The organism is Nitrobacter sp. 62-13, from assembly GCF_001896955.1.
In the GTDB taxonomy this organism is placed as follows: domain Bacteria; phylum Pseudomonadota; class Alphaproteobacteria; order Rhizobiales; family Xanthobacteraceae; genus Nitrobacter.
Window position 1 is genome coordinate 438 of record NZ_MKRN01000022.1, and the last position, 21356, is coordinate 21793.

A 21356-nucleotide genomic window follows, 5' to 3' on the forward strand; every position below is an offset into this window, starting at 1 on the left:
GCAATGGCGCGGGGGGCCCGTGTGTCTCCGGCTCGGCCACTGGCTCCAGGCCGCTCTTGTCGCGTCCAAGCACGCGCATCACGGCGACGAAGAACACCGGCACCATCAACAGCGCCAGCACCACCACCGCGATCATGCCGCCCATCACGCTGGTGCCGAGCGCCTGCTGGCTCGCGCCGCCCGCTCCCCGGGCGACCACCATCGGCAGCACGCCGCAGACGAAGGCGAGACCGGTCATCAGAATGGGGCGGAAGCGCAGCGCGCACGCCTCGATCGTGGCTTCCAGAAGTGACTTGCCCTGCGCCCGCAAATCCTTGGCGAATTCGATGATGAGAATGCCGTCCTTCGCGGCAAGACCGATGATGGTGATGAGGCCGACGGTGAAATAGACGTCGTTGGCAAGTCCGCGCACGCTGGCGGCGATGACCGCACCGCTGATGCCGAGCGGCACCGTCAGCAGCACGGCAAGCGGAATGGTCCAGCTCTCATAGAGAGCGGCAAGGCAGAGAAATACCACCAGCGCCGAGAGCGCAAGCAGGAACGGCGCCTGCGACCCCGACAGTTTTTCCTGCAACGACTGCCCGGTCCACTCGTAGCCGAAGCCGCGCGGCAACCGGGCGGCAAGCCGCTCGATCTCGGCGATGGCTTCGCCCGATGTATAGCCCGGCCGCGCCTCTCCGGTGATGCGCATGGCCGGATAGTAGTTGAAGCCGACGATCTGTGTCGGTCCCCTCGACCAGTCGACCGAGGCGAACGACGAGAACGGAACCAGACGTCCGCTGCTGTTCTTGACGTTGTAGCTGAGGATGTCGTCCGCCGTCGTGCGGCCGTCGCGGTCCGCCTGCACGATCACGCGCTGCATCCGTCCGCGGTTGGGGAAGTCGTTGACATAGGTCGAGCCGAGGTTGGTCGACATCGTATCGTTGATGTCCTGGAATGAGACGCCGAGCGCGCTGGCCTTCTCGCGATCGATCACGAGATTGACCAGCGGCGCCGACGGCAAGCCTTCGACATAGACATTCCTCAAGACCGGGCTGGCATTGGCCTCCGCGATCAACTGATCGGTCGCCTGCACCAGCGCCGCATAGCCCTTCTGGCCGCGATCCTGCAGGCGGAAGCTGAAGCCGGAGGAATTGCCGAGGTTGTCGATCGGCGGCGGCTGCAACGCGGTGATCTTGGCGTCGCGGAGCGACGCCAGATCGCGGTTGATGTCAGTCACGATATTGGCGGCGGAATCCTTCTCGGGCCGTTCCGACCAGTCCTTCAGGGTGATGAATGCCTGCGCGGTGTTCATGCCCTGTCCCGAATAGGCGAAGCCGGTGAGGAACGTGACGTCCTGTATCCCCGGCCGCTTGGCGAGATATTTCTCGACCGCCGAAACCGCAGCCTCGGTGCGGCCATGGGAGGAATCCGACGGGGTCTGCACGTCCGTCGTGATGAAGCCCTGGTCGTCGACCGGCACGAAGCCGGCAGGCAGGCGGATGAAGGCCCAGGCAAGGACGCCAACCAGCACGGCGTAAATCAGCATCAGGCGCCCGGTCCGCTTCAGCGACCAGCCGACTGTCGAGACATAGCGGCCGCGCACGTTCTCGAGCCGGCGATTGAACCAGCCGAACACGCCCTTGCGCGCGTGGCTGTGTCCGGCCTCGACCGGTTTCAGCAGCGTGGCGCAGAGCGCCGGCGTCAGCGACAGCGCCATCAGCGCCGAGAAACCGATCGCAGCGACCACCGTGACGGAGAATTGCCTGTAGATGATGCCGACAGAGCCGGGAAAGAACGCCATCGGCACGAACACCGCCATCAGAACCAGGGTGATGCCGATGATGGCGCTGGTGATCTGCGACATCGCCTTGCGTGCGGCCTCCTTCGGCGGCAGTCCCTCTTCGGCCATGATGCGCTCGACATTCTCGACCACGACGATGGCGTCGTCGACCAGAATGCCGATCGCCAGCACCATGCCAAACATGGTCAGCATGTTGATGGAGTAGCCCGCGAGCAGCAGGACCGAACAGGTGCCGAGCAGCGCGACCGGCACCACGATGGTCGGAATGATGGTGTAGCGGATGTTCTGCAGGAACAGGAACATCACGAGAAACACCAGCACGACCGCCTCGATCAGGGTATGCATGACCTTTTCGATCGAGGCTTCCACCACCGGCGTGATGTCGTAGGGGATGTCGTAGGCGATGTTCGCGGGAAAGAACTTCGACAACTCCTTCATCTTGGCCTTCACCGCGCTCGCGGTGGCAAGCGCGTTGGAGCCCGGCGCAAGCATCACCGACAGGCCCGCGGTCGGCTTGCCGTTGAGGCGGGTGGTGAAGCGGTAGTCCATGCCGCCGACCTCGATCCGCGCCACGTCGCGCAGCCGCACCGTGGAGCCGTCGCGGTTGGCGCGCAGCAGGATGGAGCCGAATTCCTCGGGGGTGGTGAGCTGTCCGCTCACCAATACCAGCGCCGCGGTTTTCTGCCCGGCCCGGCTCGGCGGCGCGCCGATGCTGCCGGAGGCCACCTGCGCGTTTTGCGTCGCGATCGCCTTGGTGACGTCGTCCGACGTCAGGTCGTAGCCGACCAGCTTGTCAGGATCGATCCAGACGCGCAGCGAGCGCTCGGTGGAAAACAGCGTGGCGCGGCCGACGCCGGGAAGGCGGCGGATTTCGCCGATGATGTTGCGCATCATGAAATCGCCGAGGCCGACCTCGTCGAGGCTGTCGTCGGTCGAGCGCAGCGTGACGATCTGCAGCGTGTCGCTGGAGGCTTCCTCGACCAGGATGCCTTCCTTCAGCACGACGGCCGGCAGACGCGCCTCGATGCGCTTGATGCGGTTCTGCACGTCCACCGACGCCATGTCGAGTTGCGTGCCGGGGACGAAATAGGCGGTGATCTCGACCTGCCCCAGGGAATCGCTGGTCGATTCGAAACTGAGGATGCCCGAGGCGCCGTTGAGCTGTTCCTCGATCAGGCGCGTGACGCTGTTGTAAAGGTTCTGCGGCGACGCGCCGGGATAGGCGGTCGAGATCGAGATCGAGGGCGGCGCGATGATCGGATACTGCGCCACCGCCAGAAGCGGAATCGAGATCGCGCCGATCAGGCAGATGAACAGCGCGATCACCCACGCAAAAACAGGCCGGTCGATGAAGAATGCCGGCATGATCGGTTACCGCTGCGCGGCCGTCGTCTCGTTAGGCACCGCTCCGGCCGAAGCATCGGCTTCCGCCCACATCACGGCGTGAACCTTGTCGCCGGCCGTGAACTTCTGGAAACCCTCGACGACGACGCGATCGCCGGCCTTGAGGCCCTGGCTGACCATCGACTGGCCGTAATGGACGGAAACCGTCCGAATCGGACGCACGGTCACGCGGCCGTCGTCCTTGACCACGAAGACCTCGCTGCCGCCGCCGGAGTCGCGCTGCACCGCCTGCTGCGGAACGGCAATCGCGTCGCTGTCGACGCCCTGCTCCAGCAGCACGCGAACATACATGCCCGGCAGGAGTTCGCGCTTCGGGTTCGGAAATTCGCCGCGCAGCGTCACCTGCCCGGTCGAGGCATCGACCTTGGCTTCGGAAAACAGGAATTTTCCGGGCAGCGGGTAGAGCGCGCCGTCATCGAGCACAAGGCGGACTTTCGCCGCGCCCGGCGCGATGCGCTCCAGGTCGCCGCTTTCGAACGCCCGGCGCAGACTGTTGAGGTCGCTCACCGACTGGGTGAAGTCGGCATAGATCGTGTCGAGCTGCTGCACCGTGGCAAGGCTGGCAGTCTCGTTTTGAACGACGAGCGCACCCTCGGTGACCTGGGCAGCGCCGACCACGCCGTCGATCGGCGCGCGGATCGTGGTGTAATCGAGGTGGAGCCGGGCCCGCGCGAGGTCGGCCTTGCGGGCGGCGACATCGGCCTCCGCCTGACGCAGCGCGGCGATCGCCTTCTCGTTTTCGACCTCGGAAGTCGCGTGGCGCGCCGTCAGCCGTTCGATTCGCTTGGCCTGCAGTGACGCCTGCTCGAATATCGCGTTCGCCTTCGCCAGCGCCGCTTCCGCGGCCTGCAATTCGACCTCGAACGGCTTCGGATCGATCTGGTAAAGCGGATCGCCGGCCTTGACCTCGCTGCCCTGCTTGAACAGCCGCTCGGTGATGATGCCGGAGACGCGCGGACGCACTTCGGCAACGCGCATCGGCGCGATGCGGCCAGGCAGCTCGCGCACCATCGCGTGCGGCTTGGGAACTACGGTGACGACGCTGACTTCGGGGGGGATCGCGCTGATCGACGCTTCTGCCGTGACCGGCTCGTCGCAGCCGCCGAGGAGCGGCGACAATCCGGCGATCAGGAGAGCGACGGACGTCAGTCGTGAACTAAATCCTGGCATTAAGCTGGAAACCCCGTGATGATGCGGAAAAACAAGCACAGGTTCTCGTCCCGCGAAGCCTGATGCCTCGCAGAGTCCGACGCGAATCCGTACGCTTTCCGGTCACTCCAGATTAATCGACAGCCACCGCGGCGCAATACGTTGCGGCGGCGGCGCAATGTCACACAACGCTACTGTATTGAAGTCACGCCGGTTTTCCCGATTCACACAGTCGTGAGCCGGGTTCCGGTCGGATCGAAGGAAAATAATAAGCAGATGCGGGGCCGCGACACGCCCATGGCGCGCCGCGCGGACCGCATTTCGCGGCTCGGTTATGCCGGCGCGAAGCCGCGCACGATTCGAGCGCGCGTTTCCATCCTATCGGCAGTCAAAAAACGACGCTGTTGGGCGCGCAGGCCGCAACGGCATGAGAAAAGCGGTGGATCACTATTTTTTGCCTGCGACACCGTGGCATAATGCGGCTTGTCTCGAGTCTCGGCCTCTCACCCAACGGGTAGCAAGCTCACTCATGGCGCAAGACACGACCCCCAGCTCCGCACGAGAGATCGAACTGACCAAACTGCCGCAGCCCCGGATATTCCTGGTGCGCATGCTGGTGTTCATCGTGCTGTGCGCCCTGGTGGCGGTGATACTCTACAAACAGATCGTTCTGGCTTTCTTCGCCAATCCCGGCCTCAACGCGCTGATCGCCGGCGTGCTCGCGATCGGAATCATTTTCGCGTTCCGGCAGGTGATCCGGCTTTATCCCGAGATCGCCTGGGTCAACGGTTTCCGCACCGCCAGTCCGGGCCGGACAGGCCCCGACCGGCAGCCGCGGCTGCTGGCGCCGATGGCCGCGATTCTCGGAGGCGAGCGCAGCGGGCGGATGGCGATCTCGCAGCAGACCATGCGGCATCTGCTCGATTCCATCGCCACCCGGCTCGACGAAGCCCGTGACATCTCCCGCTACATGACCGGCCTTCTGGTGTTCCTCGGCCTGCTCGGCACCTTCTGGGGCCTGATCGAAACCGTCGGCTCGGTCGGCAAGGTGATCGACGGACTGAAGGTCGGCGGCGACGCCGGGTCGCTGTTCGACACGCTGAAGGAAGGCCTCGCCGCGCCGCTCGGCGGCATGGGCATTTCGTTTTCGTCGTCGCTGTTCGGCCTTGCCGGATCGCTGATCCTCGGTTTTCTCGATCTGCAGTCCAGCCAGGCGCAGAACCGCTTCTATACCGACCTCGAAGACTGGCTCGCCACCACCGTTCGCGAATACGGCGCCGAGACGCGCGCCGATCCGTCGGCCGAGATCAAGACCGCGATCGAGGGTCTTCGCGTCAGTCTCGAGCAAGCGCGGCCCGGCCAGGACCCGACCGCCGCGATGGCGAGCCTCGCGGAAGCCATTCAGGGGCTCGTCACCCACATGCGGACCGAACAGCAGATGATCCGCGAATGGGCCGACGAACAGGGCGAGCAGAACCGCGAGATCAAGAAGCTGCTGGAGCTTCTCGCACAGCAGACGGGAGAAGAGCTGACGGTATCCCTGCCTCCGGCGGCCGCTTCGCGCCCGGCGTCCCCCGCGGCCGGGGGTGAGGCCTGAGAGGCGAGAACGATGGCCCTGGCACGCGCTCGCAGAAACGAAAGCGGCTTCAACTACTGGCCGGGATTTGTCGACGCGCTCTCGACGCTGGTGCTCGCGATCGTGTTCCTGCTGTCGGTGTTTCTGGTCGTGCAGTTCTTCCTGTCGCAGGAAGTGACCGGCAAGGACAAGGCGCTCGACCAGCTCAATTCCAAGATCGCGCAGTTGACCGATCTGCTATCGCTGGAAAAACTCGGCAAGCTCAGCCTCGGCGACGAGGTCAGCCAGCTACGCGCGGGCCTCGCCTCGGCGGAGGCAGAGCGGGACCGGGTCAAGGGTCTTTATGACGGCCTCGCCAACGCCGGCAACAACGCCGCCGGCCGCAATAGCCAACTCAACAAGGCGCTGGAATCCGAGAAGCAGATTTCAGCCCGCGCGCTGGCGCAGGTCGAAGTGCTGAACCAGCAGATCAGCGCGATGCGCCGGCAGCTTGCGGCGCTGGAAGACGCGCTCGACGCCTCGGAGAAGAAGGACAAGGAGTCGCAGAACCGCATCGCCGATCTCGGGCAGCGGCTGAATGTCGCTCTCGCGAAGCGGGTGCAGGAGCTGTCACGCTATCGCTCGGAATTCTTCGGGCAGCTTCGCGCCATTCTCGGAAACCGGCCCGATATCCGCATCGTCGGCGACCGCTTCGTGTTCCAGTCCGAAGTTTTCTTCGATACCGGGCAGGCCGTCCTGCTGCCGGAAGGCAAGGTCGAGCTCGACAAGGTGGCCGGCGCGCTGACCGATCTCGACAAGCAGATCCCGAGCGACATCGCCTGGGTGTTGCGGGTCGACGGCCATACCGACGTCCGGCCGATCAACAGCCCTGTCTTCAAATCGAACTGGGACTTGTCGTCGGCCCGCGCGATCTCGGTGGTGCAGTATCTGATCTCGCGCGGCGTGCCGCCGCAGCGCCTGGTCGCCGCCGGCTTCGGCGAATTCCAGCCGCTCGATGCCGGCACCACGGAAGACGCCTACAAGCGCAACCGCCGCATCGAGCTGAAGCTGACGGAAAGATAGTGGCCGCTTTAAGAAGTCAGCATCTTCGTCATGGCCGGGCTTGTCCCGGCTGTCCACGTCTTGCCGTGCTGCCAAAAGGAAGACGTGGATGCCCGGCACAATGGGCCTGTGCTCGGGCCGGCGAAGCCGAACCCGAGTGCCGGGCATGACGGCAGTACCTGGATGACGGCTTCATTTCAAATTCGCCCCTATCGTCCTTCCGACGAAGACGCCGCCATCACGCTGTGGCAGGAGACTTGGCAGCAAGCCTATCCCGCCATCGACTTCGCCGCGCGCGTGCCGTGGTGGCGCGAACGCTGGCGCAACGAACTGGCGCCGAACGCCGCGATCGTCGTCGCCGAGCAATCCGGCGAGCTTGTCGGCTTCGTCACCATCGATCGGGAAGGCTATCTCGACCAGCTCGTGGTCGATCCCGCGCATTGGGGCGGCGACATTGCAAACGCGCTGATGGACGAGGCGAAACGGCGGTCGCCTGCGGGCATCACGTTATTGGTCAACGCCGACAACACGCGCGCCATCCGCTTCTACGCACGCAACGGATTCGCGCACGCGGGCGACGACGTCAATCCGACGTCGGGGCGGCCGGTCAAGAAGATGGAATGGAAGGCGTGACTGCCCCCTCTCCCCTTGCGGGAGAGGGCAAGGAAATTACACCCCTTCGAACTGCAGCCGCGCCAGCCGCGCATACAGTCCGTTGGCGGCGACCAGCGACGCATGCGTGCCCTGCTCCACGATCCGCCCCTGATCCATCACCATGATGCGGTCGCAGGAGAGCACGGTTGCGAGCCGGTGCGCGATCACCAGCGTCGTGCGGTGCTTCATCAGCTCCTCCAATGCGGTCTGCACCAGCGTCTCGGATTCGGCATCGAGCGACGAGGTCGCTTCATCGAGCAGCAGCAGCGGCGCGTCGCGCAGGATCGCGCGGGCGATGGCAATGCGCTGACGCTGTCCGCCGGACAGCGTCACGCCGCGCTCGCCGAGCAGCGCGTCGAAGCCGCCGGGCAACCGGCGGATGAACTCGGTCGCGTGCGCAAGATCGGCGGCGCGTTCGACATCGGCGTCGGACGCATCCGGCCGGCCGAAGCGGATGTTCTCGCGGGCGGAGGCTGCGAACACCACCGAATCCTGCGGCACCAGCGCGATGCGCGCGCGAATTTCGCGCGGATCGGCGGAGCGCAGCGGAACGCCGTCGAAGGAGATGGTGCCCGAGAGCGGATCGTAGAACCGCAGCAACAGATGAAACAGCGTGCTCTTCCCCGCGCCGGACGGGCCGACGATGGCAACCTTCTCGCCGGGCTTCACCGCCAGCGAGACGCCGTCGAGCACCTTGACCTGCGGCCGCGACGGATAGGCGAAGCTGACGTTGTCGAGCGTGACGTCGCCGCGCGACGGCGTCGGCAGCGCACGCGGTGCGGGCGGAGCAGCGATCACCGGCTTGACGCGAAGCAGTTCGAACAGCCGCTCGGCCGCGCCGGATGCCGCGGCGACTTCGCCCCAGACCTCGCTGAGCTGGCCGAGGCCGGTCGCGGCGAACGCGGCATAGAGCACGAACTGGCCGAGCCGGCCCGGCGTCATGTCGCCGCTCAGCACGTCGCGAGAGCCGATCCACAGGATCAGGACCACGCTGGTGAAGACGATGAAGATGATGATCGCGGTGAGCACGGCGCGGGCGCGCGCCGAATTGCGCGCCGCCGTGTAGGCCTGTTCGACTTCGGCGCCGAAACGAACGTCGGCGAGCCGTTCGTTGGTGTAAGCCTGCACCGTCCTGATCGCGCCGACCAGCTCGGAGGCATAGGCCGTGGCGTCGGCGAGATTGTCCTGCGCGCTGCGCGACAGGCGGCGCACCCAGCGTCCGAATGCGACCAGCGGCAGCACGATCAGCGGGATGGCCGCCAGCACCAGGCCGGAGAGGCGCGGGCTGGTGATGACCATCATCGAGGCCGCGCCGACGAACAGCACCACGTTGCGCAGCGCGACCGATATCGAGGAGCCGACCGCGGACTTGATCTGGGTGGTATCGGCGGTCAGCCGCGAGATCAGTTCGCCGCTGCGGGCGGTGTCGAAGAACACCGGCGACAGCGAGATCAGGTGGGCGAACACGTCGCGCCGGAGATCGGAGACGATGCGCTCGCCGGTGGTGGTCACCAGAAAATAACGCGCCGCGCTGGCGCCGGCGAGGACGGCCACGACGCCGATCATCATGCTGAAGTAGCTGTTGATCATCGCGACGCCTTCGGAGGTGAAACCGAAGTCGATGATCCGGCGGACCGCAAGCGGCACGACCAGCGTGGTCAATGCGGCGACGACCAGCGCGACCAGCGCGAGCAGCGCCCGCCCGCGGTAACGGGCGATATAGGGCATGAGCGCGAGCAGCGGCCGCAACCGCGCACCGCGGGCTCCGGACGACGGCGGGGTCTCGCCGGTCATGGCAGACTCGGCCGTCTCCGGACCGGGCTTCAGAGCGCCATCGGCTTTCGGCGCGCCATTGACCGGCAGCGCAATGGCCTGGGATTTCGAGGTATTCTCACGCACGTCGACCGAACTCATCCGCTTGACCATAATATTGCTGACATGGCCACGTAATAGGCTCCCCCGCGCGTGCTGGCAAATGCGCAAGCGCGCTTGTCCGTCAAACCTTGGTGCGATATAGAGCAGGCCAAATCCGCCCAAAACCTTCCGCGCTGCAAGGACACGTCATGAAAGCCGAAATTCATCCGGATTATCATACAATTAAGGTCGTGATGACCGACGGCACCGAGTACCTGACCCGTTCCACCTGGGGCAAGGACGGCGACACGCTGAACCTCGACATCGATTCGAAGTCCCATCCGGCCTGGACCGGCGGCTCCCAGCAGATTCTCGATCGCGGCGGTCGCGTCTCCCGGTTCCAGAAGAAGTTCTCCGGCTTCCTCAAGAAAGACTGAGCGCTGGCGCAAGGTCGTTTCCTGCCGCCTGACGCGATCCTCGACTTTTGAAAAGCCCCGGGACGCCGGGGCCTTTTTCGTTAGCCGGGACCGCTCCGGCGGACTATTTTGCGGCGACGGCGCCGGTTCCCGCCCCGACATGCTGGCGAGCCGACCGATCTTTCCCATCCGCCAGCGGCGAACTGGAATCCTCGCACAGCTTTCGACTCAGCACGATTACGGGACCAACCAGCAAAGCTCCGGCGATCACGTCCACGACATAATGGGCACCGGACACCGGCGTCGTCGAGATAATCGCCGCGTTGAACAAGACAGCGGGCCAACGCATCCACTTTATCGGCCAAAGCGCCCACGCGTACAAAATCGCCGACTGGGTGTGGAAGCTCGGGAAGGCGATAAGCCCCTCGAGATTCTGTAATGGAACCGTGGTCATTACGCCCTGCCGAAGAGCATCGAGCGTACGGGCCGGCGTATAGACGGCGGCGGGCAGTTTCGCATAGTCCGACGGTGTCAAATCGACAAACACGAATGCGCCGACAGCCGGCGCAAATATGAAAATCACGGTTGTTACGGCCAGCGCGAGTCCATAGGCGGCAATGAACCTCTGCAATCGGTCGGTACGCCGGGCCAGAATCAGGACCAGAGGTATGACGGCCATCTCCGGCAGCATCGACAGATAGACGGAATCGCAAAGTTTCTGCTTCCAGCGCAGATCGGTGAAAGCGCGCAGATAAGCCGCCCTGTCGAATCCAAGCCACTGATCAAGTTGATAAAACGTGGCGTCCCGATACGGGAATCCTGCCTTTGCCGCCGGATATGTCAGGATAGCGCATACGACCACGATCAGAATAAGTTGAATAAGCCCGGACAGCGCATTCGCCAGCTGCGCATCGGGGCGTATCCGCGAATAGAAGAAGGCCCCGGCGGCCGAGATCGCAACAGAACCAATATCGCCGGGCTTGCCTTGAAATCGACGCTCAAGCCCGTCGCCAGCAGGCTCGCGGCCGTCGCAACAAACAGGACCCCGATCCCGATCCAGAGATTCCGGCAATTTCGCCGCAGGACTGCCGCGGACGCAAGTTCTGAGGGCAAAAATGACGAATCCTGCATCCGTTCATTTTGCCCGTACAGGTTTAACGCGTGATGTACCGGCGTGATGAATTATGAATTGCTCTGAACGGCGTCAGACCCTGAAACGGTCAGGACTTAGCCGGTCTGGCGCTCGAAGGCTTCCCTGAGACGGTTGAGGTGCGGCACCAGCGGATTGCCGGTCGCCCCCAGCTCGACGGCCGGCGCATGGATGGTTGTGTCGAGGCGGCGCACCCGCGCCTGCAGACTCATCGATCGCGCGATCAGGTCCTGCAACTGCGCCGGCAGTTTCTCCACCATGTCCTGCGGACCTGGATCCGCCGCCGTCAGCTTGACCCTGGTCTTTTCGCGATTGGCCTGCGCCAGCGTCATCTCGCCTTCCTTCACGGCGCGATGCAGCAGGAGCCACGACGCAAGCTGCATCAGCCGCGTGGTCAGCCGCATGCTTTCGGTGGCGTAGGTCAGGCTGACCGAACGCTCCAGCGCCTTCGCCTCGGTGCGACCGTCGCCGTCGAGATAGGCTGCGGTTTCCTCGACCAGATCCATGCCTTCCCGGAACAGGCCGGTGAACGCCGAAGACCCGGCGAGATGTTCGCTGAACTGGATGGGACCGGTATCGCCTGCCGATGGATCGAACATGGTTCACGCCTCACGCAACTGAAACCCCGTCCGCCGGCTTTCTTGCGAGCCGGCTTATGATGAACAAATCATTGCTCGACGGCCGGCGGGAGTCCAGCGGAGGTCTCGGCAAAGGTTAATGAGGGTTAATGGATACTGGGCGCGCGGTGAGGTTTCGCGGACCGCCAGGCTTGACCGACGCGGTGCAAACAAACGACGCCAGGCAAAAAAGAGCCGCCGTTTCCGGCGGCTTGAAGTTGATAACAGGGAGGCGTCAAACAGAGTGGACAGGAAGCCACTCGATGTCCAATGAAGGACATTCCAGTCATAGTCGAGAAAGCTTAATCAATCGTAAACGAACGAATTTCTTCAGCATTCGTTTGCAATTTGGGCAGGGCGTGTCCGGCTCGTCGTCGCTTGCCGCATTCAGGACCTGAAAAAACGGTCGGCGGCGTCTTTCGAGGCGCGCTTCTTCGCCTCCGCGGCTCGCAGGCGCTCGATCTCCCCCGTCAAGAGCGCGATGCGCGCGCCAAGTTCGTCCACCGAAAGCAGCGAAAGATCCTGTCCGATCTCGTGAGCGATCTTTTTACGCGGTTTGTTGTCGTCGTCCTCGCTCGCCATGAATCGTGCTCCGGCTGGTGATCCCTGAATTTGATCTGACGCGTTTCCTCACGCGCACCGTGTCTGCTTCGCTCGAAAACGCTATAGAGTGGTTAAGCCTCATTAACTTTTCCGCTTTCCAAGGACAAACCATGGAAAAGCTGCCCGCACAAATGACCGTTATCGGCATCAGCCAACCCGGTGGTCCGGAGGTCCTTGTGCCGGAGACCCGACCGGTTCCCGCGCCGGGCGCCGGCGAAATCCTGATCAAGGTCGAGGTCGCCGGCGTCAATCGGCCGGACGTCATGCAGCGGACAGGCAGTTATCCGCCGCCGCCCGGCGCCAGCGATCTGCCCGGGCTCGAAGTCGCCGGCGAGGTGGTCGCGATTGGTGAGGGCGTCATCAGGTACAAGCCCGGCGACAAGGTGATGTCGCTGGTCTCGGGCGGCGGTTACGCCCAATTCTGCATCGCGCATGAATCGATCGCGATGGCGATCCCGCCCGGGCTGTCGATGATGGAAGCCGGCGCCACGCCGGAAACGCTGATGACGGTGTGGCACAACGTGTTCGAGCGCGGCGCGCTGAAGGCCGGGCAGACGCTGCTGGTCCATGGCGGTTCGTCGGGCATCGGCACCATGGCGATCCAGCTCGCAAAGGCGTTCGGCGCGAAGGTGATGGTGACCGTCGGCTCGCAGGACAAGGCCGACGCCTGCCTCGCGCTCGGCGCCGACCACGCCATCGACTACAAGACCCAGGATTTTGCAGCCGAGGTGAAGGCCCTGACCGGCGGCGCCGGAGCCGATGTCATTCTCGACATGGTCGGCGGCGACTACATCGAGAAGAACTACGATGCCGCAGCGATCGAGGGCCGCATTGTCCAGATCGCCTTTCTCCACGGCGCGAAAGCGACCGTCAATTTCGTCAAGCTGCTGGTCAAGCGGCTGCATCACACGGGCTCCGCGCTGCGGCCGCGTTCGGTGGCCGACAAGGCCGCGATGGTCAGCGCCATCGAAGCCCAGGTGCTGCCGCTGATGCGCGAGGGACGAATCAAGCCGCTGATCGACAGCAGCTTCCCGCTCGAAAAAGCGGCTGACGCGCACCGGCGGATGGAGGCCGGCTCACATATTGGCAAAATTGTGTTGACGGTAGACGCCCGCGAAGGCCGCGAAGTCTGATTCATCCGCGTTGAACCAAGCTCCCGCCGAAACCGGTTTCCGCCCCGGATCAAATCCGGGTCAGGCTTTTTCCGGATCACGCTCTAAAGCCTATAATTCCGTTCGCAATTATGTCATCTATCTCGCACGCGCGGCGGCGGTTCGACGGAAGGCGAATGGCGGGGTTCTCGCGAATTCGCTTTCATTCTGTGACATACAGATTCTGTGACATCCAGATTCGCAGATTCGTCTGTCCCGATCCGCATCGCGCGCATCCGGCGGGAGTGTATGTTGAACGTGGGGAATTGACATTGCGTTCGATCAGTTGGCTTGCGTGGATCGCGCTGGCCCTCATGATTTTCGCCGCCGCATCGCCGGCACGCGCGATCGACGCCGTCAGCGTCCGCAGCGACGCGCCCGCCATCGATCTCACCGCCATCCTCGAGCATCAGCACAGCGATAGCGACCGCATCCAGGTTTCGACCGCGCCGGGCACCGACGGCATCGTTCGCCGCGTCGAGGTGCGCGCACGCGAAGGCGGCCAGAACTGGGTGGTGTTCGCGCTCGCCAACAACACCGACGATCAGCTCGACCGCCTGATCGTCGCCCCGCATTATCGTCTGGTGTCGTCGGGACTGCTCTGGCCGGATCTCGGACAATCGCGCATCGCGACCATCACGCCGTCGACCGGAGACCGGCCGGAGCGGCAGGAGAGCGCCACCGCCGACGTCTTCCGCATCACCCTCGATCCCGGCGCCGTCATCACCTTCGTCATGGAGCTGCGCACCGACAATCTGCCGCAGCTCTATCTCTGGGAACCGGACGCCTACAAGGACAAGATCAATTCCTTCACATTGTATCAGGGCATCGTCATCGGCATCTCTGGGCTGCTGGCGCTGGTGCTGACCATCCTGTTCGTGGTCAAGGGCAGCATCATGTTCCCCGCGGCCGCGGCGCTCGCCTGGGCGGTGCTGGTCTATATCGGCGTCGACTTCGGCTTCTGGGGCAAGGTGCTGGACATGTCGGCCGGCGCCGAGCGGATCTGGCGCGCCGCGGGCGAAGCGATCCTCGCAGCGACGCTGCTGGTGTTCCTGTTCGCCTATCTCAATCTCAACCGCTGGCACGTCCGCTACTCGCACATCACCCTCGGCTGGCTCGCCTTCCTCGGCTCGCTGGTGGCGCTGGCTCTGTTCGATCCCGCGGTCGCCTCCGGCATTGCGCGGATGTCGCTGGCGCTGATCGCCGTTTTCGGCTTCGGACTGATCGTCTATCTCTCGACGCACGGCTTCGACCGCGCGGTATTGCTGATCCCGACCTGGTTCCTGCTGGTGGTGTGGGTGGCCGCCGCCGGCATGACGATCGAAGGCAGGGTGACCAACGACATCGTCGGCCCGGCCCTGCTCGGCGGCCTCGTGCTGATCGTGATGCTGATCGGATTCACGGTGATGCAGCACGCGTTCGCGGGCGGCGGCGCCGCCGCCGGCGTGGTGTCCGACGTCGAGCGCCGCGCGCTGGCGCTGACCGGTTCGGGCGATCTGGTCTGGGACTGGGACGTCTCCGCCGACAAGGTCTTCACCAGTCCCGAAACCGAAAGCCTGCTCGGCCTGAAACGCGGCGCGCTCGAAGGACCGGCGGCGACCTGGCTGGAGGTGCTGCATCCGCTCGACCAGGATCGGTTCCGCGCGGCGCTGGACAGCGTGCTCGATCAGCGCCGCGGCCGGCTGGTGCAGGACTTCCGGCTGCGCACGCCGGACGGCCATTTCATGTGGTTCGCGCTGAAGGCGCGTCCGGTGGTCGGCTCCGACGGCGAGGTCTCGCGCGTGGTCGGCACCCTCACCGACGTCACCGAGAGCAGGAAAGCCGAAGAGCGGATGCTGCACGACTCGGTGCACGACAATCTGACCGGCCTGCCCAACCGCAAGCTGTTCATCGACCGCCTCAACGCGGTCGCGACCTTCACCAAGACCATGCCCAGCCTACGGCCAACCTTGATGGTGATCGATCTCGACCGCTTCAAGCAGGTCAACGATTCCGTCGGCGTCGCGGTCGGCGATTCGATCCTGCTGACTCTGGCGCGGCGGCTCACGCGCGTTTTGAAGCCGCAGGACACGCTTGCGCGGCTCGCCGGCGACCAGTTCGGCCTGATCCTGATGTCGGAGCAGGACCCGCCACGCATCACCGCCTTCGCCGAAACCATGCGCAAGACCATCCGCGCGCCGATCGCCTTCAACGACCGCGAGATCTTCCTGACCGCCTCGATCGGCGTCGCGCTGAGCGACCCGCAGATACCGTTGACCGAGGAGATCATCAAGGACGCCGAACTGGCGATGTACCATTCCAAACGCATCGGCGGCGACCGCATCGACGTCTACAAGCCCGCGATGCGCGCCCGGAAAAACGACCGCCTGACGCTGGAAGGCGAACTGCGGCGCGCCCTCGAGCGGCGCGAGATCGCGATCCTCTACCAGCCGATCGTCCGGCTCGAGGACCGCTCGACCGCCGGATTCGAAGCGCTGGCGCGCTGGGATCACCCCAAGCTCGGTCGAATGGCGCCGGACGAGTTCATCACCATCGCCGAGGAAGCCGGCCTGATCGTCGACCTGGGCACCTTCGTGATGGACCAGACCGCACGCCAGCTCGCAATCTGGCAGCGCGCCACGCGGTCTCGTGCGCCGATCTTCGCCAGCGTCAACGTCTCATCGCGGCAACTGCTGCGGCACGATCTGATCCAGGACGTCCGCTCGGTGCTGTCGCGCTCGTCGATCGCGCGCGGCACGCTGAAGCTGGAGCTGACGGAATCGCTGGTGATGGAGAATCCGGAACATGCCGCACAAATGCTGCAGCGGATTCGCGAACTCGGCGTCGGGCTGTCGCTCGACGACTTCGGCACCGGCCATTCCTCGCTGTCCTATCTGCAGCGGTTCCCGTTCGACACCATCAAGATCGACCAGTCGTTCGTGCGCACCACGAGCCGCGGCACCCGGCCGGTCATTCTCAAGTCGATCATCGCGCTGGCCCACGATCTCGGCATGGATGTGGTCGCCGAGGGCGCCGAGACCGACTCCGATGCGGTGGAACTCTATCAACTGGGCTGCGAATACGCGCAAGGCTTCGCCTTCGGCGAGCCGATGGACGCCGAGGCGACGATGCGGCTACTGGCTCAGGAGCGGCTCGAGGCGGCGAGCTGAAGCGTGACGACGCGGGGCTGCCTCAACCTCTCTGACGAGAACGGCGTCGCTTCCCTCGTCGCCCATAGCCGTTCGAACAACGGCATCGCACAGCGCTTCGCGCCGCAGGACACGGCGCTCTCTTGCCCATGACCGCCCTCACTCATCGGGCCCGGATCAGGTTCCCGCGCGTATGACGCCGCTGTCATAAAAAGCGGAAAAACCTCGGCTCAGGCGTGGCCGGCTTCGGTCGACAGCATGCCGGGATCAATGCCGATCTTGTGCAGCGCGCGGGCGTATTTGTCCTCGATGTCGCGCCCGAAGATCAGGTCCGGATCGGCCGGACAATGCAGCCATCCGTTGTCCTGGATTTCGGTCTCGAGCTGGCCCGGCGCCCAGCCGGCATAACCCAGCGCGAGAATCGCATGTTTCGGCCCCGCGCCTTTCGCAATCGCTTCCAGGATATCGAGCGTCGCGGTCAGGCAGATGCCCTCGTCGATCGGCAGCGTCGCGTCCTCGATGAAGAAATCGCTTGAATGCAGGACGAAGCCCCGGCCGGTTTCGACCGGACCGCCCTTCATCACTTTCATCGCCTCGGCGTTTTCCGGCAGCTTGATCCGGTCGGATCTCTTGATGATGTCGAGTTGCACGAGCAGATCGGTGAAATCGACGCTTCCGGCGGGCCGATTGAGGATGATGCCCATCGCCCCCTCGGACGAGTGCGCGCAAACATAAATCACGGACCGCGCAAACCGCTCATCTTCGATGACCGGCATGGCGATCAGCAACTGGCCGTCCAGATAGCTCCGGTCCACATCGTCGGCGTCCGTTTCGTCCGCCTGATGACGATCCCCGCCGGGCCTGCTACGCGCTGGATTCATCAGCAAATGACCCTCATGTTGCCCTCACATCCTGATATTGGACGTCCGTTCTGTCAATCAACCTCCCGGCCATGGCTAAACAGCGGATCACAAGCATTTCAATGGTTTGGCGCGGCACCAACCTGTAAGGACGTCGGATGATGACCAAGGTTCCCTTCGATGCGATGTCCGGTGTTGCGGTCGCGTTGCTGGCTTGCGTGCTTTCGGTCTCAGCGGCGGCGCAGGACGCCTCGCCCTGGCAGCACGGCAACCACTCGGCGGTCCGCCTTCTTGCGGGCTCGCGCAGCGGAGCGGTGCTGCTTGGCGGCGTCGCGTTTCAGCTTGAACCCGGCTGGAAAACCTACTGGCGGACGCCGGGCGATTCCGGGGTACCGCCGCGTTTCGATTTCTCCAAGTCGGACAATATCGACGCCGTGACCGTGCTGTGGCCGGCGCCATCGAAATTTCCCGACGGCGCGGGCGGCCATTCGCTCGGCTACCGCGATCAGGTCGTGCTGCCGCTGCGCATCGCCGCCAAAAATGCCGACAAGCCGATCACGCTTCGCGCCACCATCACTTACGCGGTCTGCGCCAAACTGTGCATCCCGGCCGAAGCCACCATCGAGCTTCCTTTCGTCAGCGTCGCCAGCACGGAGGACAGCGCGCTGGCGGCCGCGCTCGATACAGTGCCGAAGCCGGCCCGGATCGGCGATCCCAATCCGCTGACGATCCGCGATGTCAAGCGCAAGGGAGAAACCGCCGTGACCATCGATGTCGTGACCGCCAGTCCGAAGGAGGACGTCAACCTCTTCGTCGAAGGCCCGACACCGGATTGGGCGCTGCCGATTCCGACGCGGCTCAGTCGCGCGCCGCGCGGCGTGAAACGGTTTTCGTTCAAGCTCGACGGCCTGCCGCCGAATGCGAAGCCGGAAGGCGCCGCCCTGAAGCTGACTCTGGTAGGCGGCAAGCAGGCCTACGAATACAACGTCAATCTGGACTGAGTACGAAATCTCCGCTGGGTCCGGCCTCCGCGTCCCGCCCAACCGAATCTTAACGAATCGTTGCCAGTGTGGTGGTTCAGAAGTTCGCTTCATTGCCCAATCGAGTCCGTCAAGCGACCTTCTGAACCTAAACGACACTAGAGTCTTTCACCGTTTCATGGAAACGATGAAAGACTCCAGCTTCTTGATTTGACGCGTTTTCGTCACGCGAACCGGATTCCACTTCGCTCGAAAACGCTCTAGTATCATAAAGTTGCTAGTGCCCCCTTTGATTCCGAAGTTCGCATCAAAGGTTGCTGCAAGGGTATGCGAACTTCGGAATCGGGACACTAGCTCCAGACCGTGGCGCACTCCCGCCTCACGAGGATCCCGCCGTGGCCGTAACGGACACTCCATCCGCGCCCGCGAGGCGATCGCCCGGCATGGTCGGGCGGCTGCGCGCGATGCTAAATGGCCCGAGCGAGGCATCGCTGACCAGGCGCCTCGCCGGCACGATCTTCATCATCCGCGTCGTCAGCGCCGGGCTCGCCTACCTCGCGCAGATTCTTCTGGCACGCTGGATGGGCGGGTCCGACTACGGCGTCTATGTCTATGTCTGGACCTGGGTGCTGCTGCTCGGCAGCATGATGGATTTCGGCATCTCGGCCTCGGCGCAGAAGATCATTCCGGAATATCGCGCCAGCGGCGACCAGGCGCGGCTGCGCGGCTTCCTGAGCGGCAGCCGCTGGATGACGTTCATCGTCGCCGCATTGATTGCGGCTGGTCTTGCCGGCCTCGTCAGATTGCTATCGCCATGGATCGACGCGGCGACGACCGTGCCGCTCTATATCGGCTGCCTGACGCTTCCCGCCTTCGTGGTCGCCAACACCCAGGACGGCATCGCGCGCTCGCACGACTGGATGCGGCTCGGACTGATGCCGCAATTCATCGTGCGACAGTCGCTGATCATCGGCTTCACCGCCGGCGCCTTCGCCCTCGGATTTCATCTCAGCGCCGCCATCGCCATGCTCGCCAGCACGGCGGCGGTGTGGATCGCCATGATCGGACAGATGATCGTGCTCAACCGCAGGCTCGGCACCGTCGTCGCGCCCGGGCCGAAGCAGCACGATTTCCGCGGCTGGCTCGCGGTGTCGCTGCCGATCCTTCTGGTCGAAAGTTTCTATCTGCTGTTGTCCTACACCGATGTGCTGGTGCTGCAGCAGTTCCGCTCCTCCGAAGAGGTCGGCGTCTACTTCGCCGTGGTCAAGACGCTGGCGCTGGTGTCCTTCATTCACTACGCAATGTCGGCGACGACCGCTCATCGCTTCACCGAGTATCACGCCGCCGGCGACAGGGAGCGGCTGTCGGCCTATGTGACCCATGCGATCAAGTGGACATTCTGGCCATCGCTCGCCGCAACGCTGGTGCTGCTCGCATTCGGCAAGCCGATGCTGTGGCTGTTCGGCCCGCAATTCGTCACCGGCTACAGCATCATGTTCATCGCCGCGGTCGGACTCGTGGTCCGATCGGCCATCGGCCCGGTCGAGCGGCTGCTCAACATGCTCGGCCATCAGCACGCCTGCGCCTCGGCTTACGCGCTCGCCTTCGGCATGAACGTCGCGCTGTGCTTCGCGCTGGTGCCGCGCTACGGCGGCCACGGCGCCGCCGCCGCAACCTCGATGTCGCTCGCCTTCGAGACGGTGCTGCTGTTCTGGATCGTCCGCCGCAGACTGGACCTGCACGTGCTGGCGTTCGGGAAGCAGCGGACCCCGACATAAAAGGCAGATCTGTCATGGCCGGATTTGTTCCGGCCGTCCCATGTCTTTGATCGAAGCTCCGCCAAGACGTGGATTCCCGGCGCAAGGCCAGGCATGAGGAGAAGACCGCCTGTTCGAATCGATTCGACCAGAGGCTTCAACTGAGTTGAATCAGACTCGTCGCTTGTCCTTTTGTTGAGCATGATCTTTTTTCCGAAAACCGGTTTCCACTTTTCGGGATCACGCTCTAGGCAGCCGTCCAGCCGCCGTCGATCGACAGATTGCTGCCGGTGATCTGCGCGGCATCGTCGCCGCACAGATAAAGCGCCAGAGCTGCGACCTGCTCCACGGTGACAAACTGCTTGGTCGGCTGTGCCGCGAGCAATACGTCGTTGACGACCTGCTCTTTTGTCATGTCGCGCGCCTTCATGGTGTCGGGGATCTGCTTCTCCACCAGCGGTGTCCAGACATAGCCGGGACTGATGCAGTTGCAGGTGATCTTGTGAGCCGCAAGCTCCAGCGCCACCGTCTTGGTGAGACCGGCGATGCCGTGCTTTGCGGCGACGTAAGCCGATTTGAAAGGCGAGGCCACCAGCGAATGCGCCGAGGCAGTGTTGACGATGCGGCCCCAGCCGCGTCGCTTCATGCCGGGAACGGCGGCGCGGATGGTGTGGAACGCCGACGAGAGGTTGATGGCGATGATCGCGTTCCATTTCTCGATCGGAAATTCCTCGATCGGCGACACGAACTGGATGCCCGCATTGTTGACGAGGATATCGACCGCGCCGAAGGTCGTCTCGCCGAGCGCGATCATGCCCGCGATCTCGTCGGGCCTCGTCATGTCGGCCGGCGAATGGATCGCCCTGACCTTGAACTCGCTCTCGATCGCGGAGCGCTCCTTCTCGATGTCGGCGGCCGCGCCGAATCCGTTGATCACGACATTGGCGCCGGCGCCCGCGAAAGCGCGGGCGTAAGCGAGGCCTATGCCGCTGGTCGAGCCGGTCACGACCGCGGTCTTGCCATTCAGATTCGTCATCGTTTCTTCTCCTGGCCGGAGCAGCCGTCGCATCGGATCCCGCGCAAAAGCCATCTGCGACGGAATCACGATGAAGCGATCCGTGCGAATATGAACCGCCCAGCCCGACCTTGGCCGCGACCAGCGTGGCGCTGGTTCACGCTGGCGTCAATCACCGCCGACGGCGGCTCGCTTCACGCAACGGTTATCGCTCATCG

The 21356-nt window shown here is 64.1% G+C and carries 16 protein-coding genes; 8 read left to right on the forward strand and 8 right to left on the reverse strand.

Translation table 11 applies throughout. The features are described 5' to 3' along the window. Together BGN91_RS03160 and BGN91_RS03165 are read right to left on the reverse strand one after the other, a co-directional pair. Positions 1 to 3148 (reverse strand): efflux RND transporter permease subunit (locus tag BGN91_RS03160; protein ID WP_292610500.1); only part of this gene is annotated, 3148 nt, incomplete at its 3' end. Positions 3149 to 3154: 6 nt separating this feature from the next. Beyond that, complete coding sequence (locus tag BGN91_RS03165; protein WP_292610501.1) at positions 3155 to 4357, reverse strand: efflux RND transporter periplasmic adaptor subunit; 1203 nt, start codon at positions 4355 to 4357, stop codon at positions 3155 to 3157. Between the two features lie 508 nt (positions 4358 to 4865). Between BGN91_RS03165 and BGN91_RS03170 the strand changes: the two genes are divergently transcribed. The 3 genes from BGN91_RS03170 (at position 4866) to BGN91_RS03180 (ending at position 7586) form a co-directional block, all read left to right on the forward strand. Beyond that, positions 4866 to 5933: a flagellar motor protein MotA gene (locus tag BGN91_RS03170; RefSeq protein ID WP_292610502.1), complete on the forward strand. Its 1068-nt coding sequence runs from the start codon at positions 4866 to 4868 to the stop codon at positions 5931 to 5933. Positions 5934 to 5945: 12 nt separating this feature from the next. Beyond that, a complete protein-coding gene (locus tag BGN91_RS03175; RefSeq protein WP_292610503.1) occupies positions 5946 to 6974 on the forward strand; it encodes a peptidoglycan -binding protein in 1029 nt (342 codons plus the stop codon). A gap of 162 nt (positions 6975 to 7136) precedes the next feature. Further along, a complete protein-coding gene (locus BGN91_RS03180; protein WP_292610504.1) occupies positions 7137 to 7586 on the forward strand; it encodes a GNAT family N-acetyltransferase in 450 nt (149 codons plus the stop codon). A 36-nt stretch (positions 7587 to 7622) separates the two neighbouring features. On the opposite strand, the gene BGN91_RS03185 is transcribed toward BGN91_RS03180, so the two are convergent. Next, positions 7623 to 9401 (reverse strand): ABC transporter transmembrane domain-containing protein, encoded by a 1779-nt coding sequence (locus BGN91_RS03185; RefSeq protein WP_292610514.1) that lies wholly within the window; start codon positions 9399 to 9401, stop codon positions 7623 to 7625. Between the two features lie 269 nt (positions 9402 to 9670). Here BGN91_RS03185 and rpmE point away from each other — a divergent pair, with 269 nt between their 5' ends. After that, entirely contained in the window at positions 9671 to 9898 is a 228-nt protein-coding gene (gene rpmE, locus BGN91_RS03190; RefSeq protein ID WP_079448021.1) for a 50S ribosomal protein L31, read from the forward strand. 103 nt (positions 9899 to 10001) lie between these two features. On the opposite strand, the gene BGN91_RS03195 is transcribed toward rpmE, so the two are convergent. The 3 genes from BGN91_RS03195 to BGN91_RS03205 form a co-directional block, all read right to left on the reverse strand. Further along, on the reverse strand, positions 10002 to 10949 hold the full coding sequence (locus BGN91_RS03195; protein WP_292610505.1) for a phosphatase PAP2 family protein: 948 nt from the start codon (positions 10947 to 10949) through the stop codon (positions 10002 to 10004). Positions 10950 to 11104: 155 nt separating this feature from the next. Beyond that, on the reverse strand, positions 11105 to 11626 hold the full coding sequence (locus BGN91_RS03200; protein ID WP_292610506.1) for a DUF1465 family protein: 522 nt from the start codon (positions 11624 to 11626) through the stop codon (positions 11105 to 11107). Positions 11627 to 12031: 405 nt separating this feature from the next. Then, entirely contained in the window at positions 12032 to 12226 is a 195-nt protein-coding gene (locus BGN91_RS03205; protein WP_292610507.1) for a DUF1192 domain-containing protein, read from the reverse strand. A 131-nt stretch (positions 12227 to 12357) separates the two neighbouring features. Here BGN91_RS03205 and BGN91_RS03210 point away from each other — a divergent pair, with 131 nt between their 5' ends. Both BGN91_RS03210 and BGN91_RS03215 read left to right on the forward strand, forming a co-directional pair. Continuing rightward, a complete protein-coding gene (locus BGN91_RS03210) occupies positions 12358 to 13380 on the forward strand; it encodes an NAD(P)H-quinone oxidoreductase (protein ID WP_292610508.1) in 1023 nt (340 codons plus the stop codon). 290 nt (positions 13381 to 13670) lie between these two features. After that, positions 13671 to 16547 carry an EAL domain-containing protein gene (locus BGN91_RS03215; RefSeq protein ID WP_292610509.1) on the forward strand — a complete coding sequence of 959 codons (2877 nt, stop codon included), beginning with the start codon at positions 13671 to 13673 and terminating at the stop codon, positions 16545 to 16547. A gap of 209 nt (positions 16548 to 16756) precedes the next feature. On the opposite strand, the gene BGN91_RS03220 is transcribed toward BGN91_RS03215, so the two are convergent. Further along, the gene (locus BGN91_RS03220) at positions 16757 to 17407 is read right to left on the reverse strand and encodes a YqgE/AlgH family protein (protein WP_292610510.1); all 651 of its coding nucleotides are present in this window, start codon (positions 17405 to 17407) and stop codon (positions 16757 to 16759) included. Between the two features lie 137 nt (positions 17408 to 17544). On the opposite strand from BGN91_RS03220, the gene BGN91_RS03225 reads away from it, so the two are divergent. Both BGN91_RS03225 and BGN91_RS03230 read left to right on the forward strand, forming a co-directional pair. Further along, a complete protein-coding gene (locus BGN91_RS03225) occupies positions 17545 to 18387 on the forward strand; it encodes a protein-disulfide reductase DsbD domain-containing protein (RefSeq protein ID WP_292610511.1) in 843 nt (280 codons plus the stop codon). A gap of 374 nt (positions 18388 to 18761) precedes the next feature. Then, positions 18762 to 20144, forward strand: a complete 1383-nt coding sequence (locus tag BGN91_RS03230; protein ID WP_292610512.1) for a flippase — start codon at positions 18762 to 18764, stop codon at positions 20142 to 20144. Between the two features lie 226 nt (positions 20145 to 20370). On the opposite strand, the gene BGN91_RS03235 is transcribed toward BGN91_RS03230, so the two are convergent. Continuing rightward, positions 20371 to 21159 (reverse strand): 3-hydroxybutyrate dehydrogenase, encoded by a 789-nt coding sequence (locus BGN91_RS03235; protein WP_292610513.1) that lies wholly within the window; start codon positions 21157 to 21159, stop codon positions 20371 to 20373. Positions 21160 to 21356: the final 197 nt, after the last annotated feature.